Origin of the sequence: Vreelandella nigrificans (assembly GCF_002374315.1) — a bacterium.
In the GTDB taxonomy this organism is placed as follows: Bacteria; Pseudomonadota; Gammaproteobacteria; order Pseudomonadales; family Halomonadaceae; genus Vreelandella; species Vreelandella nigrificans.
On record NZ_NWUX01000005.1, the window covers coordinates 155690 to 171602 of the forward strand.

15 protein-coding genes are annotated in these 15913 nt (G+C 54.7%); 7 read left to right on the forward strand and 8 right to left on the reverse strand.

The window, feature by feature from the left end; translation table 11 throughout:
- Nucleotides 1–60 precede the first annotated feature (60 nt).
- On the forward strand, nucleotides 61–1569 hold the full coding sequence (locus tag CPA45_RS08625) for a YifB family Mg chelatase-like AAA ATPase (RefSeq protein WP_096651145.1): 1509 nt from the start codon (nucleotides 61–63) through the stop codon (nucleotides 1567–1569).
- On the opposite strand, the gene CPA45_RS08630 is transcribed toward CPA45_RS08625, so the two are convergent.
- Together CPA45_RS08630 and CPA45_RS08635 are read right to left on the reverse strand one after the other, a co-directional pair.
- Complete coding sequence (locus CPA45_RS08630) at nucleotides 1566–2141, reverse strand: NADPH-dependent FMN reductase (RefSeq protein ID WP_096651146.1); 576 nt, start codon at nucleotides 2139–2141, stop codon at nucleotides 1566–1568. The two genes, CPA45_RS08625 and CPA45_RS08630, sit on opposite strands and share 4 nt — an antisense overlap.
- Nucleotides 2142–2176: 35 nt before the next feature.
- Nucleotides 2177–3157 carry an alpha/beta hydrolase gene (locus CPA45_RS08635; protein WP_096651147.1) on the reverse strand — a complete coding sequence of 327 codons (981 nt, stop codon included), beginning with the start codon at nucleotides 3155–3157 and terminating at the stop codon, nucleotides 2177–2179.
- 209 nt (nucleotides 3158–3366) lie between these two features.
- Between CPA45_RS08635 and CPA45_RS08640 the strand changes: the two genes are divergently transcribed.
- The gene (locus tag CPA45_RS08640) at nucleotides 3367–5541 is read left to right on the forward strand and encodes a malate synthase G (protein WP_096651148.1); all 2175 of its coding nucleotides are present in this window, start codon (nucleotides 3367–3369) and stop codon (nucleotides 5539–5541) included.
- A 113-nt stretch (nucleotides 5542–5654) separates the two neighbouring features.
- On the forward strand, nucleotides 5655–6062 hold the full coding sequence (locus CPA45_RS08645) for a PaaI family thioesterase (protein ID WP_096651149.1): 408 nt from the start codon (nucleotides 5655–5657) through the stop codon (nucleotides 6060–6062).
- Nucleotides 6063–6157: 95 nt separating this feature from the next.
- On the opposite strand, the gene CPA45_RS08650 is transcribed toward CPA45_RS08645, so the two are convergent.
- The 5 genes from CPA45_RS08650 to CPA45_RS08670 form a co-directional block, all read right to left on the reverse strand.
- Nucleotides 6158–7126, reverse strand: a complete 969-nt coding sequence (locus tag CPA45_RS08650) for a substrate-binding domain-containing protein (protein ID WP_096651150.1) — start codon at nucleotides 7124–7126, stop codon at nucleotides 6158–6160.
- A 94-nt stretch (nucleotides 7127–7220) separates the two neighbouring features.
- A complete protein-coding gene (locus CPA45_RS08655) occupies nucleotides 7221–8216 on the reverse strand; it encodes an ABC transporter permease (RefSeq protein ID WP_096651151.1) in 996 nt (331 codons plus the stop codon).
- Nucleotides 8213–9739 carry a sugar ABC transporter ATP-binding protein gene (locus CPA45_RS08660; protein ID WP_096651152.1) on the reverse strand — a complete coding sequence of 509 codons (1527 nt, stop codon included), beginning with the start codon at nucleotides 9737–9739 and terminating at the stop codon, nucleotides 8213–8215. The genes CPA45_RS08655 and CPA45_RS08660 overlap by 4 nt, the downstream gene beginning before the upstream one ends.
- Entirely contained in the window at nucleotides 9732–10898 is a 1167-nt protein-coding gene (locus tag CPA45_RS08665; protein WP_244287554.1) for a Gfo/Idh/MocA family protein, read from the reverse strand. The genes CPA45_RS08660 and CPA45_RS08665 overlap by 8 nt, the downstream gene beginning before the upstream one ends.
- 26 nt (nucleotides 10899–10924) lie before the next feature.
- Nucleotides 10925–11980, reverse strand: coding sequence for a sugar phosphate isomerase/epimerase family protein (locus tag CPA45_RS08670; RefSeq protein ID WP_096651153.1), 1056 nt, complete (start codon nucleotides 11978–11980; stop codon nucleotides 10925–10927).
- Between the two features lie 372 nt (nucleotides 11981–12352).
- On the opposite strand from CPA45_RS08670, the gene CPA45_RS08675 reads away from it, so the two are divergent.
- Nucleotides 12353–13399, forward strand: a complete 1047-nt coding sequence (locus tag CPA45_RS08675; protein WP_096651154.1) for a LacI family DNA-binding transcriptional regulator — start codon at nucleotides 12353–12355, stop codon at nucleotides 13397–13399.
- A gap of 9 nt (nucleotides 13400–13408) precedes the next feature.
- Here the strand turns inward: CPA45_RS08675 and CPA45_RS08680 are convergent, their stop codons facing one another.
- Nucleotides 13409–13783 carry a DUF423 domain-containing protein gene (locus tag CPA45_RS08680; RefSeq protein WP_096651155.1) on the reverse strand — a complete coding sequence of 125 codons (375 nt, stop codon included), beginning with the start codon at nucleotides 13781–13783 and terminating at the stop codon, nucleotides 13409–13411.
- A 147-nt stretch (nucleotides 13784–13930) separates the two neighbouring features.
- Between CPA45_RS08680 and thiS the strand changes: the two genes are divergently transcribed.
- The 3 genes from thiS to trmB are packed head-to-tail and all read left to right on the forward strand — an operon-like array spanning nucleotide 13931 to nucleotide 15741.
- The gene (gene thiS / locus CPA45_RS08685; RefSeq protein ID WP_078090385.1) at nucleotides 13931–14152 is read left to right on the forward strand and encodes a sulfur carrier protein ThiS; all 222 of its coding nucleotides are present in this window, start codon (nucleotides 13931–13933) and stop codon (nucleotides 14150–14152) included.
- 32 nt (nucleotides 14153–14184) lie between these two features.
- Complete coding sequence (locus CPA45_RS08690) at nucleotides 14185–14979, forward strand: thiazole synthase (protein WP_096651156.1); 795 nt, start codon at nucleotides 14185–14187, stop codon at nucleotides 14977–14979.
- 12 nt (nucleotides 14980–14991) lie between these two features.
- On the forward strand, nucleotides 14992–15741 hold the full coding sequence (gene trmB, locus CPA45_RS08695; protein WP_096651157.1) for a tRNA (guanosine(46)-N7)-methyltransferase TrmB: 750 nt from the start codon (nucleotides 14992–14994) through the stop codon (nucleotides 15739–15741).
- The last annotated feature ends 172 nt before the right edge of the window (nucleotides 15742–15913 follow it).

Here is a 15913-nt window from a genome sequence, read left to right on the forward strand (position 1 = left end):
TAGGTAGATCAAAGCTGAATTGGACTTAAGATTGATACACAAAGTCAGCGAGGGAACGCGATGACATTAGCGATTGTTGCCACACGCGCAGGTGTTGGCTTGGACGCACCGGCAGTACACGTAGAGGTTCATTTAGCCAATGGACTGCCGGGCCTGACACTAGTGGGCCTACCGGAAACCGCCGTAAAAGAGAGCCGCGAGCGGGTACGCAGTGCGCTGGTCAATGCTGGATTCGATTTCCCTAACACCAAACGCATCACCCTGAACCTTGCCCCTGCCGACCTACCCAAAGAGGGAGGCCGCTTCGATTTACCTATTGCGCTGGGTATTCTTGCCGCTTCAGGGCAGATTCCAGTTGATGCGCTAGAAGGCATGGAGTGCGCTGGTGAATTGGCGCTAGACGGTAAATTACGCGCCGTGCCAGGCGTATTACCCTTCGCCTTGGCCACACGGCGAGCCAAAAAAGCACTGATTATTCCTCGCGCCTGTGCCAATGAAGCGGCGCTTGCCGGCGATTTACCCGTCTTGCCCGCCGACACCCTTTGGCAGGTAGTGGCTCACCTACTGGGCCAGGAGAAGATCCCGCCCTATCAGCTGTCTGCCTCCGTCAAATCCACCGCCCCCATGGCAGATTTAGCCGATGTACGCGGTCAACATCAGGCTCGTCGCGCTCTTGAAGTAGCAGCTGCCGGTGGCCATAACCTGTTGCTGGCCGGGCCACCTGGCACGGGTAAAACCATGCTCGCTAGCCGCTTGCCGGGTATTTTGCCGCCACTTTCCGAAGATGACGCGTTGCAGGTTGCCGCCGTGCGCTCCGTCTGTGGACTGCCCTTGGAAGCCGACTGGGGCAAGCGGCCCTTTCGTCAGCCCCACCATAGCGCCAGCGCCGCCGCACTGGTGGGCGGTGGCTCGAAACCTAAGCCTGGAGAAATCTCGCTGGCTCACCACGGCGTGCTGTTTTTAGATGAGCTGCCGGAGTTTTCTCGTCATGTGTTAGAAGTACTTCGGCAACCACTAGAAACAGGCACTATTCATTTGGCCCGCGCCAGCCATGAGCGCCGTTACCCAGCCCAGTTTCAGTTGGTAGCTGCTATGAACCCCTGCCCCTGCGGCCACTTGGGCGACCCACGCCAGCGCTGTCAGTGCAGCGCCAGCCAAATTCAACGCTACCAAGCACGGCTTTCCGGTCCGCTGCTAGACCGTATAGATCTGCAAGTGGAAGTACCAGCTCTACCACCAGAACAGCTTACTGCTCAAACCCAAGGCGAATCATCAGCCGCCGTGCGTGACCGGGTAATGGCCGCCCGTGAGCGCCAAATGGCGCGGGGGGCACTAAATAGCCAACTCAGCGGCAAAGCGCTGGAAGCCGCCTGCGCCCTCAATGATGAAGAGCGAACTTGGCTTGCAGGCGTGCTCGAAAAGCTCAAGCTCTCCGCCCGCGCCTACCATCGCGTACTGCGCGTAGCGTTAACGCTTGCCGACCTACAGGGAGAGCCCAAGCCCAGCCAACCACACTTTATCGAAGCCATCGGCTATCGGCAGTTGGATAGGCTTTTGAAAGGGGCTTAACGATGCGTTACCGCTAGCACGTCGACCAAACGCTGACAAAGTGTGTCGAGCCTTTGTCCAACGGCTTCATTAATCAACTCACCACCCTCACTGAAGGCGCTGCTGGCTTTAGGTAACGATAACGGTTGCGGTAGTACCGTGAGGCTGAGATTAGCTAGCAGTTGTTGACCAAGGGGCAAAGCACGGATGCCGCCCAAGCCACCAGGGGAAGCCGCCACCAGTGCCGCCCATTTGCCTGCAAACAGTTTTAGGCCGGGGGTATCGCCATAGGGCCGAGAGAGCCAGTCCAGCGTGTTTTTCAACAGCGGCGTGATAAAGCCGTTGTACTCCGGCGAGGCAATGAGCAGTGCCTGATGATCCGCCAGAATCTCGCGCAATTTCAGCACATTTTCTGGCATACCTTGAGCTTCAATGTCTTCATCAAACAGTGGGCAGGGATACGCTTTTAGGTCGATAAACGTCGCCTGACCGCCCAGCGCCTCAATGCGCTTGGCGGCTAATTTGGCGAGCTGTTTATTCAGCGATCCTTCTCGGGCACTGCCTGCAAATACCAGTATTTTGGGTGCTGTCATGCGTGATCCTCTGGCCATTAGTGACTGTCATCACATTAATGCACATTCTCGTCCATGGTTTCCACAAAGCTATCCAGCGCTTTAAACAGGACTTCTCGAATAGGTTCTGCTTCGTTGACTAAATGGTGGCGAGCTTCTGGGTGGCGATGAATCTCGGCGTTGGGAAACTTCTCCGCTAATACATCTAGATTCCACTGCCAATCGACAGTTAAGTCCTGCTCACCCTGCAAAATCAAGGTGGGTAATGGGTTGGGCTGCAACGCCAGCAGGCGCGGCATCCATCGGCGCATAGCGGTAACCCATGTCACGCTTAATCGCTCAGGCTGCAGTGGGTCATGGTCGCGCAGAAATTCCGTGAACTGCTCATCGGTGGAGTTGGGGCGATATTTGCGGGGTAGCCCCTTTACAAAGGGGCTGGCAATTAAGTGTAGCCAACTAGATTGATTCCAGCGCCAAGGGCGCACTAGCGGCGCTAACAACACAATTCCCGACCAACCAGCGGCTTCACGGCGGGTGAGTGCGTCGGTTGCCAGTATCGCCGCACCGGTACTTTGCCCAACCCCCAACCAGGGAGTGGGAGCCATGCTTTGCGCCTGCAAGGCTTCCTGCAAATGCTTTAAACAGTGCTGATAATCGTCGAAGTCTTCAATTTCGGCCCGCGGCCCGCTGGACAGTCCATGACCGGGAAGGTCCCACAGCACCACTTGCCACCCCTTGGCCAATAGACAGCTAAGTAAATGTCGGTAAAGCCCCAGGTGGTCAAAGTAACCATGGATGACAAACGCAGTGCCGGTTGGTGCTGGCGGGCTCCACACTTGGCACCACAAGGCAAAGCGGCCAGTATCAATAAACCCAGCGTGCACTTCACTGGTATCGTTTAGCAACGCTTCCAAACCGTAGTGGCGAAAGTAGTCATGCATGGCCACTGTTAGCGCTTCTCCAGGAGCTAGCCTAGAGAGCATTGATACGCCTGCCGCTTGCCGAAATAAGCCTTCCAAATGTTGGAAATCATGCATCAACGTCACTCCGTGAGCGCCACACTGTCCATTGGCAAAAATAAGGTAACCTAAGCTTCCTCTCTCATCATTTGGTCGAGCATTTTACTGCTTTAAGGCCACGGCTGTTTACATGCAGGTGCAGATGTGGAAGTATTTTCCATAAATGTACCTTTACCCTGACCGTGGCTCTTTTTATAACCCACGGGCACCTTCACAGGAGAGACCCCATGAGTGAGCGTGTCACGCGTCACCGTTTACAGGTGGCAGCCGACCTGGACCGTTTCATCAACGAGCAGGCTCTGCCGGGAACCGGCGTCGACGAGAACGCCTTTTGGGCCGGTGTGGATGCTCTGTTCCATGATTTGACCCCAAAAAACCGTCAATTACTCGAAGAGCGCCAATCTCTTCAAGAAAAGCTGAATGAGTGGCACCGCGAAAATCCTGGTCCGGTTAGCGATATGCCAGCTTACCGCAGCTTCCTGAAAAAAGTAGGTTACTTAGTTGAAGCGCCTAATAACGTCAAAGCATCGACCGCTAACGTTGACCGCGAAGTAGCCGTTCAAGCTGGGCCGCAGCTGGTAGTGCCAGTAAGTAATGCTCGCTACGCATTGAATGCTGCTAACGCGCGCTGGGGCAGCCTGTATGATGCCTTGTACGGCACCGATGCGATTTCAGAAGAAGGTGGCGCGGAGAAAGGCTCCAGCTTCAACCCGCAACGTGGCGCTAAAGTGATTGCCTATGCCCGTGGCGTACTCGACCGCGCGGCTCCGCTGGCAACCGGCTCCCATCGGGATGCCGTGAAATACGCCATTCGCGATGGACACTTGGTCGTCACCCTAGAAGGTGGGCGCGAAACCGGCCTAAAAGATTCAGGCAAGCTGATTGGCTTTAATGGCGAAGCAGCAAAACCCGAGTCGATTCTGCTCGCGAATAATGGCCTGCATCTGGAAATTCAGATTGATCCCAACGATTCAATCGGCAAAACCGACCCCGCGGGCGTAAAAGACGTGGTGGTAGAAGCAGCCCTAACCGCAATTATGGACTGTGAAGACTCCGTTGCTGCGGTAGATTCAGAAGATAAAGTCGGCGTTTACAGCAACTGGCTCGGCCTAATGAAGGGCGACCTGGAAGAGCGTATCGAAAAAGGCGGTAAAACTTTTACCCGCTCGCTGCACGCTGACCGTACTTGGCAAACCACCGATGGCGGTACAGTTACACTGCCGGGCCGTTCGCTGATGTTTGTACGTAACGTGGGCCATTTAATGACCACGCCAGCGGTGCTGGATGAGAGCGGTAACGAGCTACCGGAAGGCATCCTTGATGCAGTTGTTACCTCCCTGATAGCGCTACACGATCTGAAAAAAGACGCCGACCAGCCACGCAACTCGCGCACCGGCTCTGTTTATATCGTTAAGCCGAAGATGCATGGCCCTGCCGAAGTTGCCTTCGCCAACGAACTGTTTGGCCGCGTCGAAGACATTCTGGGTATGAGCCGCGACACCCTGAAAATGGGCATCATGGACGAGGAGCGTCGCACCACCGTTAACCTCAAGGCGTGTATTGCAGAAGCGGCTTCTCGGGTGGCATTTATCAATACCGGTTTCCTCGACCGCACTGGCGACGAAATGCATACCGCGATGGAAGCGGGCCCAATGGTGCGCAAAGGCGATATGAAGGGCGCCGCCTGGATCCAGGCCTACGAGAAGAGCAACGTCCAGGTTGGCTTAGCCTGTGGCCTGCGCGGCCGTGCCCAAATCGGCAAAGGCATGTGGGCCATGCCTGACCTAATGCACAGCATGCTGGAACAGAAAATCGGCCATCCCAAAGCCGGTGCTAACACCGCCTGGGTGCCTTCTCCTACGGCTGCGGCGCTGCACGCACTGCACTACCATCAAGTCAGCGTTACCGACGTACAGCGTGAGCTGGAAGCCCTCGGCGAGCCCGACTACCTGGATGACCTGCTAAGCGTACCTGTGGCGGAGAACGCCAACTGGTCGGATGAAGAGATTCAGCAGGAACTAGATAATAACTGCCAGGGTATTCTGGGTTATGTAGTGCGCTGGGTAGAGCACGGCGTAGGCTGTTCAAAAGTGCCAGATATTCACAATGTTGGCTTAATGGAAGACCGCGCTACACTGCGTATTTCAAGCCAGCATATCGCCAACTGGCTACACCACGGCATTATCGATGCACCACGTGTAGAAGAGACCCTTAAGCGCATGGCTAAGGTGGTTGACGAGCAGAACGCCGGCGACCCCACCTACACCGCCATGAGCGCTGATTTTGAAGGTTCTACTGCCTTTAAAGCTGCCTCTGACTTGGTGTTCAAGGGGCGCGTACAGCCTTCCGGCTACACTGAACCACTACTCCACGAGTGGCGCCAGGTGCATAAGGCGAAGTAAGCCAGCAAATAAGCACCTTCACATAGCCCCGAGGCTCGCTCCTTGGGGCTTTTTTATTTATGCTCATTGTCGTTAACGTAAAAGTAACATGCGCTACGCACAGGACAACAACAATGACCGTAATGACCACCGAGCAAATCGAACACTTTTTGGATGAAGTTTTTCCCCAGCGGATGGGCAAGATAGAGAGTGTGGGTGATATGAGCGCCACTATGCGCCTGAACATCAGCCATGAGCATCTGCGCCCCGGTCCTCGAGTTTCAGGGCCCACGATGATGGGCCTTGCCGATGTGGCGCTTTACGTGGCCATTCTGGCCCAGATTGGTCCTGAAGCCATGGCCGTCACCAGTGACTTAAACTGCCATTTTCTGCGCGCTGCATCCGGTGATCACGACATTATCGCCCGCGCAAAACTGATCAAACTAGGTCGCCGCCTGGCGGTGGGCGAAGTACAAATATTCTCAGCCAGCGACGAGACGCGCCCGGTCGTACATGTGACAGCAAGCTATGCGCTGCCGTAAACCGTACGAGCCAAATGCTGTGAAGTGAGTAATGCCGATGGCTGCGCCCTACGCGACACAGCCATCAAAAGAGCGACCCCTGGTTTTAAGAAGCTTTAATAAGCGGCGTCCGGCTCGTAGAACTCCTCTACGTTATCTGCAGTAATCAAGTCAGCGGCTAGAATCACCCGTGAAGGCACACCGTGGTACATATCGCCCAAGCGCTCACCTTTAACACCGTGAACCGCCAGCGCAATGGCTGAGGCAATCATGTTAGGTGGGTAGGTGACAGTGCCTTTTACCATCGGATGGTCGTCGCGGATCATCTCGATGACTGCCTGAGAACCACCGCCACCCACAACCAACTGAATATCGTCACGTTGGTTCTCTTCAATCGCCTGCAGCGCAGCGACCAACACGTCATCGTCCCCCGCCCAAATAGCATCCACTTGAGGGTTACTGCCCAATAGGTCTTCGGTAACGCTTAACGCCCGCTGGGGGTTCCAATCCGTATTTTGTGACGCCAGGATATTAATACCAGGATGCTCTTCCATCACACGATTAAAGGCATCTACCCGCTGGCTATTAATTGGAATCGGCGGCCCTTCCAGAACCAGGATATTCCCTTCCCCATTTAACTCCTCTGCGATAAAGCGTGCAGCTTGCTCCCCAAGCCCGGGGTTATTGCCAGCAAGAAACACATCTTGCGCAGGAGTTTCCAACTCCCGATCCACTACTACGGTGTAAATACCCTCTGCATAGGCCTCCGAGATAACCGACTGCAGCGTTGCTGGGTTGTACGGCAGGATAACCAAGGCATCCAAATTGCGGATCATTAGATCTTCCACGTTTGAGACTTGGGCCGTACCCGAGTTGGCGGAAAGCACGGTGAAGCTGACATCAGGATATTTCTCGCTCAACTCATCGGTGGCTTGCTGTGCCCACCACATTAAACCAGCGGTCCAGCCGTGGTCTGCCGAGGGCACGGTTACCCCTATGTGGTAGCTATCAGCGTTAGCTAAGCTCACCGAGCCAGCGATGCTTGCGGCGAGTACAGTTGTTTTAATAACACGTGAAATCTTCATTGTTATTGCTCCATTTCTAGCGTGCTTAGAGAGTAAAGCAACGGCTTCACCCGATATGGCCGCTGACCGCAAGATCATCACAGCCGAAAATGTATTAAGGCGTGCGCTTGTACTGCAGTAACACCGCCAGCAGAATCACACCGCCCTTCACCAGCCCTTGTAAATAGGGTGAGACCCCAGTCAAGTTCAGCATGTTATTGATAATGCCGAGAATCAGTGCGCCAATCACGGTGCCCCATACGGTGCCCCGCCCACCAGATAGGGCAGTACCACCAATCACCACTGCTGCGATGGCATCCAGCTCATAGAAATAGCCCGCATCGCTGGGGCTCACCGAATTGAGGCGCGAGGTCAGCATGATTGCAGAGAGACCGACACACACCCCGGCGATAACGAAGGTGGAAAGCACAATACGCTCGACACGAATCCCTGAATAACGGGCAACCTGAGGGTTTGCCCCGACGGCGCACACATGCCTGCCGTATGGGGTGTGGAATAGCAGCACGTGAGTGACAATCGCCAGACCAAAGAAGACCAACACCGGAATCGGCAGGCCCATAAAGAAGCCGCCACCTATATCGGAAAAAAATGGGTTGCGGGTCGAGACCTCCGCCGCATTGGTAAAGTAAAGCGCCAGCGATCTAAAGATCGACATACTGGCAAGCGTTACGACAAAGGCCGCAATGCGCCCCCGTGTTACCAGCAGCCCATTGAATAACCCAAAGAGCGCGCCAGCCACCACGGCTGCCAGCATGGCGAGAATCACCGCCTGAATAGGGTCACTGACGGCATTCACCACATAAAGCACGATGACACCGACCAGTGCCACCATGGAACCAACCGACAGATCAATGCCGCCTGCAATGATCACAAAGGTCATACCGATGGCAATAATGCCGGTATACGACACCTGACGCATGACGTTGGTAAGATTACGGGTGTTAAGAAAGTATTCGCTAGCCAGCGACGACACCACAAACAGCAGAATAAGCGCCACCAAAGGCGCCAGAATAGAAGTACTGATAGGGATCTGCCGCAGACGTTGAACGACGCGCTCGCCGACCGGCTTAGCCTGTTGTGACAAATTCATAGCGTGTCTCCCACGGGATTATTGTTCGTTTGCTGCCAAGCCCCGGCGGCATACAGCATGATCTGTTCTTCATTAATGTCGTCGCCGCTTAAATCGGCCGCGATACGCCCCTCACGCACCACCAGAACGCGATCGGCCATACCAATAATTTCTTCAAGTTCAGAAGAGATGACGACAACCGCTTTCCCTTGCTCAGTGAGGTCGCGAATTAAGCGATAAATCTGCTGCTTGGCACTAATATCGATGCCGCGAGTTGGCTCATCCAGAATTAAAATATCTGGCTCAATATCAAGCAGCTTGGAGAAGTAAACCTTCTGTTGATTGCCACCACTCAGCAGGCTAATGGGAGCCGCCAAATTAGACGCCTTGATGGATAAGCGTTGCTGATAGTGCTCGGCGCGACGGCGCTCAGCACCATGGCGGATTAAGCCCCGTACATAGCGTTTCAAGCTCAGAGATGTGATGTTCTGCATCACGTTGAAAGAGAGCTGCAAGCCTTTACCCTGGCGGTCTTCCGAGAGATACGCCAAGCCTCGTGCATGCGCCTCATTAGGCGAATGGATACTGACTGTCTCGCCGTCGATAAAGATATCGCCGCTATCCTTGCGCCTTAGCCCCATAATCGCTTCAGCGATCTCCGTACGCCCAGCCCCGACTAAACCGGATAGGCCCAATATTTCGCCATGGCGTACCTCTAGGTTGATATCGTAAAGCAGCGCTTTAATACCCAACCCCTGTACGCGCAGGGCCGGGGAAGCGCTATGCAACGTAGCCGACTTATCCGGATAAATTTGAGTAAGCTCACGGCCAACCATCTTACGGGCCATATCCTCTTCACTCAGCTTGCCGATAGCGCAGAAATCCACTTGCTTGCCATCACGCAGAATCAATAATCGACTGCAGAGTTCTTTCACCTCTTTAAGCTTGTGGGAAATAAATAAGATCGTCACGCCCTTGGCAACCAGTGAACGCACCACCCGAAACAACACGGCCACCTCACGGTCGGTAAGCACGGTGGTGGGCTCATCAAGTATCACGATGCGTGCGTCATTGACCAATACACGCGCAACTTCCACCATCTGCTTCTCGGCGACGCTAAGCCGCTCAATAGGCACGTCAGGGTTCATTGCCACTTCCAACGACGCTAGCAGCTCGCGGGTGCGGCGACGCATCCCCGCATGGTCAAGTAAGCCGCCACGACGCAGCTCCTGGCCCAGGAAAACGTTCTCGTAGACACGTAGCGTGGGTATCAGGTTGAACTCCTGGGGGATCATCGCCACACCGTGGCGACGCGCGGTGATCGGATCAAGGGCATTGAATGCTTGTCCGTCGAGCAACACCTGGCCCGCGCTCGGGGTGTAAATACCACTGATGATCTTAAGCAGAGTCGACTTACCCGCGCCGTTCTCACCAAGAATACCTACCACCTCACCCGGAGCTACCGAGAACGAGATATTTTCAAGCACCTGAACGGGGCCAAAGGCTTTGCCAATCCCCTCAAGGCGTAAGATAGGCTCACTCATTAGCGTCCTCCGCCCCCACTAACGCCGTCCAAGCGCCCTGTTTCTGGTTGGAATCCAGCGCTGCAGCGATAAAGCGCATTCCATCCACACCGTCATCAATACCGGGCAGCCAGGCAGAGGGCTGGTCTACCGATAGCTTATCGGCCAGGGCCTGATAAAGATTGGCAAAGGCTTCGATGTAGCCTTCAGGGTGACCGCCGGGCAGCCTAATGCCACGGCTCACTCCATCGCTCAATGCATCGTCACGGCGAGTTAATCGCTGACTAGGGCCATTAAGCGGTTTAAACCATAGCTCGTTGGGGGTTTCTTGCGCCCACTGAAGGCTTGCTTTCTCACCAATGACACGGATGCTCAGCTCATTTTCAAACCCTGGGGACGTTTGGCTAGCCCACAGCATGCCACGCGCGCCACCATTGAAACGCAGCAAGGCTTGAACGTTGTCATCCAATACACGCCCTGGAATAGCGGTAATTAACTCGGCACTTACTTCACTAACCCGCTGGCCACTAATGAACTGAGCCAGCTGGAACGCATGGACACCGATATCCCCCAGACAGCCCGCGGCCCCTGCCTGAGCAGGATCAAGCCGCCAAGCTGCCTGGCGGTTATCGTCTGGAGGTGTTTCACTCAGCCACTCTTGAACATACTCCACCTGCACATGGCGCAAACGGCCCAGTGCACCGCGGTCCACCAACTCACGAGCATGCTGCACCAGCGGGTAACCAGCGTAGTTATGGGCCAATAAGAAGCAGCGCTTGCTCTCCTCGACTGCTCGTGCCAATTGCTCTGCCTCATCCTGGGTCAACGTCATGGGCTTCTCGCACACCACATGCAATCCCGCTTCTAGCCCGGCCAGCGCCACCGGAAAGTGCAGATGATTGGGCGTCACAATGACGATAATCTCAGCCCCTTCCTCACGGGCAGCTTCTGCGGCCAACAGCGCGACGTGATCGGCATAGCAGCGGGCTTGTTCGATGCCCAATTCGAGAGCGGTAGATAAATTACGCTCGGCGTCGGAGGAGAACACCCCAGCAACCAGCTCAAAACGGTCGTCCAGACGCATGGCCATACGATGAACACCGCCAATAAAAGCCCCCTGGCCACCGCCGATCATTGCAACGCGCAGGCGGCGATGTACTTTACCCTGAGTTGTTATCATGGCTAGCTCCTTGATATTTGGCGTGTTCAATCGAGCCCTAAGAGCGCGCGGTTAGCTTGCCGGTCAGTACCGGCACCGGCGAAGTCGTCGAAGGAACGATCGGTGACCTGAATAATATGATCGGCAACAAAGCGTGCCCCTTCTTCAGCCCCCTGCTGCGGGTGTTTAAGCGCACACTCCCATTCGATCACTGCCCAACCATCAAAGTCGTACTGCGCCAACTTAGAGAAGATCGCCTTGAAGTCGACTTGGCCGTCGCCTAGAGAGCGGAACCGACCGGCGCGCTCCACCCAAGAGGTATAGCCGCCATAAACGCCTTGGGTAGCCGAGGCATGGAATTCGGCATCCTTAACGTGAAACATACGAATCCACGACTGGTAGCGATCAAGAAAGGCCAAGTGGTCAAGCTGTTGCAAAATGAGATGAGAGGGGTCGTAGAGCATGCAACAGCGCGGATGGTGATCCACAGCGTCCAGAAAACGCTCAAAGGTCGCGCCATCGTGTAAATCTTCACCCGGATGGATTTCGAAGCATAGGTCAACCCCAGCGTCGTCAAAGGCATCCAGAATCGGCTTCCAGCGTTTGGCAAGCTCGGCAAAGCCCTCCTCAACCAGCCCTGCCGGCCGCTGGGGCCACGGGTACAGAAAAGGCCACAGTAAGGCGCCTGAAAACGTACCGTGAGCACGCAAGTTTAAGTGAGCACTGGCACGCGCCGCGAGCTTGAGCTGCTCGACTGCCCAAGCTTGGCGCGCAGCGGGATTACCATGCAGCTCAGCGGGAGCAAAACCATCAAACAGGCTATCGTAGGCGGGATGCACCGCCACTAGTTGCCCTTGGAGGTGCGTGGAGAGTTCTGTGAGTTCTAAACCATGCTCCGCAAGCAGTGCTTGGATGGATTGGCAATACTCAGGGCTTTCGGCAGCACGTTCAAGATCAAAAAGGCGTTTATCCCAGGTGGGAATCTGCACCCCCTTAAAACCTAGTCCAGCTGCCCAAGCAGCAATAGTCTCCAGACTATTGAAAGGGGGCTCATCACTGACGTACTGAGCTAAAAAGAGCGCAGGCCCCTTGATCGTTTTCATCGAACACCTCAGAAATATTGTCGTTGTTTTGCCCAGGAGGCATCTTAATGTAATGCATTACATTGCAGCAGAGGGCTAGAAGGTGGTCAAGCACTACTAGGCCATCACCCATTGATACCTATATATTTTTATACTATTGAAAATAATGATTTTTTTACCTAAAAAGCCATAATTACATGTATGCTTTTTAGACAAAAGGATGATAAAAAAAGATTAATTCATTACCAGGGGGCTCTGTTTTAGCAGATAGCTCAGCGATAAATCATTTGAAATAGCACTTATCGGTGTAATGCTTTACATTAAAATATTATAAATAAGGTATTTACAGCTTATGTATATCGCGTCTCTTATCCCCACCATAAGAAGCGCGATATGCTAACCACCTCACTACCTGGCAGCCGGAATATTTACGCCATGCCCACCATTAAAGATGTTGCCAAGGCCGCACGCTGCTCCACAGCCACGGTTTCACGCACGCTAGCCTCTCCGGAAAAAGTCACTGAAGCGACCAGAGAGCGGGTGTCACGTGCTATTGCTGAAGTTGGTTACGCACCTAACGTGGCAGCGCGCAATCTACGCCGCGCCGAATCTAAAACAATCGTGGCGTTGCTACCCGACATCTCAAATCCCTTTTTCTCTGAGATTATCAATGGCATGGAGGAGGTCGCCCATCAGGCGGGCTATCAAGTATTGATCGGGGATTGCGAGCATGACCCTGCCCGAGCAGAGGCTTATTTTAGACTGCTGCCTACCAATCAAGCCGACGGAGTACTGCTACTCACCGCAGAAGTCCCTGTCAGCCTGGTCCAACAAGCAAGCGCCCAAACTAACTTCCCGCTGGTAATGGCATGTGAGTTTTTTGCCGATATTGATCTACCCACCATCACCATCGATAACTATCAGGCCGCCCGCCACGCTATCGATTATTTGGTATCGCTGGGCCATCGCCGCATCGTTACATTAAGTGGTCCTGCCGCTAATCCCATTTGTATCGAACGAGTACGTGGCTACCACGACACCTTAGCTGCCCACGGCCTGAGCGACGCCATTCATGTTGCCGAGGGCGACTTTGGGTTTCGTTCCGGCTATCTGCAAGGCCTAACACTGCTAGCGCCATCGAATACACGCCCTACTGCTATTTTTTGCCACAGCGACGAAATGGCAATTGGCGTCCTCAAAGCTGCCCGACAGCTGGACATCCCAGTGCCGGAAAAACTCTCGGTGATCGGTTTCGACAACATTGGATTTAGCGAGTACTGCGAGCCTGAGCTGACGACTATCAGCCAACCCCGAACTCAAATCGGCCAGCAGGCCATGCGGCTATTAATCAGCTTAATTAAGAATGAGCCCGCCGTTCGGCACCAAACGCTCAGTACTCAGTTAATCGTGCGCCAAAGCACAGGGAAAATTCAGTCCTAGCCTTAAGCTTTAAGCTTTAAGCGCCGTTATCGCCAATGCCAGCCAACCGGTCATGAGCAATAAGCCTCCGACCGGCGTCACCATCCCGAGGTTTAAGCCCGCCAGCGCCATCAGATAAAGCGAACCTGAAAATGCCATGATGCCCAGCACCCAGAGCATCAGCACAATATGCTGCCCTGGCAATGGGGAGCGGCTGCGCCAAGCCAACACTGAGAGCATAGCCAGCGTGTGCCACGCCTGATAACGTACGCCGGTTTCTACAATATCCACCATAGCAGCGCTGGCGCGTGCCGCTAAGCCATGGGCCGCGTAAGCACCAAGCATCACCATCAAGGCACCCGAAAGCGCCGCCACACACCACCACGTTTTATCAACTTGCTGCACGTTTCGCTCCTGTTCGCTGAATCAAGTGACTGCTGGTTGCTATATAATCGTAGAGGTATTCATGTTGCTGCATATGCATACCTTGCGCGGGTTGAAACCGCTACAATAGAGAACGTTTTGCCTCACCCACTGGGACGCTCACTGTTTATGCCTACCTTCAATGAGTCGATACAGCTTACGCTCAACGGCGAACCCTACGCCATTGCCCCCGGCCTAACCGCCGCTGATCTGGTTGATCAGCTGGGCCTTAGCGGGCGTCGTATCGCCGTAGAAATTAACGAGCAGATTGTGCCCAAAAGCCAGCTTGCCACCACCCCGTTAGCGGATAGCGACCAAGTAGAAGTGGTCCACGCTATTGGTGGCGGCTAGCGCTACCGCCTGTGCTTTTTAAAGGAACCACAATGACACAACTGACCGATACACCGTTCACTATCGCTGGCCATGACTTCAGTTCCCGGCTACTCGTGGGCACCGGCAAGTACAAAGACTTTACCGAAACCGGCGCAGCCATTGCCCAAAGTGGCGCAGAAATTGTCACCTTCGCCGTACGCCGCACCAATCTAGGTCAGGATGCTGACTCCCCTAACCTACTGGATGTGATTTCGCCAAAGCGCTACACCCTGCTACCCAACACGGCAGGCTGCTACACTGCCAAAGATGCGGTACGTACCTGCCGCTTGGCGCGTGAACTCCTAGATGGTCACAAACTAGTCAAGCTGGAAGTGCTAGGCGATGACCATACGCTTTACCCCAATGTAGTCGAGACACTCAAGGCTGCCGAAACACTGCTGGCTGATGGGTTCGATGTCATGGTCTACACCAGCGATGATCCTATTGTAGCGCGTGAATTAGAGGCTATGGGCTGCTGCGCTATCATGCCGCTGGGCTCACTCATTGGCTCTGGCCATGGCATTCAAAACCCACACAACGTGCGCCTAATTGTTGAGCAAAGCAGCGTACCGGTGCTGGTTGATGCGGGTATTGGCACCGCCTCTGACGCGGCCATGGCGATGGAGCTAGGCTGTGACGGCGTACTGCTGAATACCGCGATTGCCCACGCCCAAGACCCGCTGCGTATGGCTAACGCCATGAAGCTGGCTGTAAAAGCTGGCCGCGATGCGTTCTTGGCTGGCCGCATGCCGCGCCGCCAGAGCGCCGACCCCTCTTCGCCTTTTGCAGGCCGGATTAACGGCTGATACAGAGACACCATGACCGATACGAACGACACCGCGCCCGAAAGCAACGCCACTGGCCCTGAAAGCGCCGAAGCCCCGTTGCACCGCCGAGGTATTAAAAGCTATGTGATTCGCGCTGGGCGCATGACGCAAGCGCAAGGCCGCGGCTTGGAAGAGGTATGGCCGCGTTTGGGGCTGACCATCGCTGACGGCCTTCAGGACTTAGACACCCTGTTTGGCCGCCAGGCGCCCCGCGTGGTGGAAATTGGCTTTGGCATGGGCAATTCGCTGATTGAACAGGCCGAAACTCACCCAGATACCGACTTTATTGGTATCGAAGTCCATGCCCCTGGCGTTGGCAAGCTCCTGGATGAAGTCGATAAGCGCGGCCTGACTAACTTGCGCGTTTATCGTGAAGACGCCCTGGCAGTGCTGGAACAGTGCCTTCCCGAAGGCTCCTTGACCACGCTACAGCTGTTCTTCCCCGATCCCTGGCCGAAGAAAAAGCACCATAAGCGGCGCATTGTGCAACCCGCTTTTGTAGAGCTGATTCGCACCCGCCTGATGCCCGGCGGCACTTTCCATATGGCCACCGACTGGGAAGCCTATGCGGAGTGGATGGCCGAGGTTATGGAAGCTGCTCCCGGCTACGCAAATACCGCAAGTCCGGACACTGCCCCCTACGTACCACGCCCCGACTTCCGCCCGCTAACCAAGTTTGAAGCCCGCGGTGAAAAACTTGGCCATGGCGTATGGGATTTGATTTATCAGCGCAAAGGATAAGACACCGCCAGTGCTAAGCTCTCGTCTGCCGAACGTTAAGCTTTGGGTAGCAATTTTGCTAATCAAAAATGGCAGGCGAAAGCTGACAGAAGCTATATTCGACGGTGAAGTTCTTCCAGGTATGCGTGAATAATAGGTGCATTTTTGGATGCACTATTCAATTACACATTAT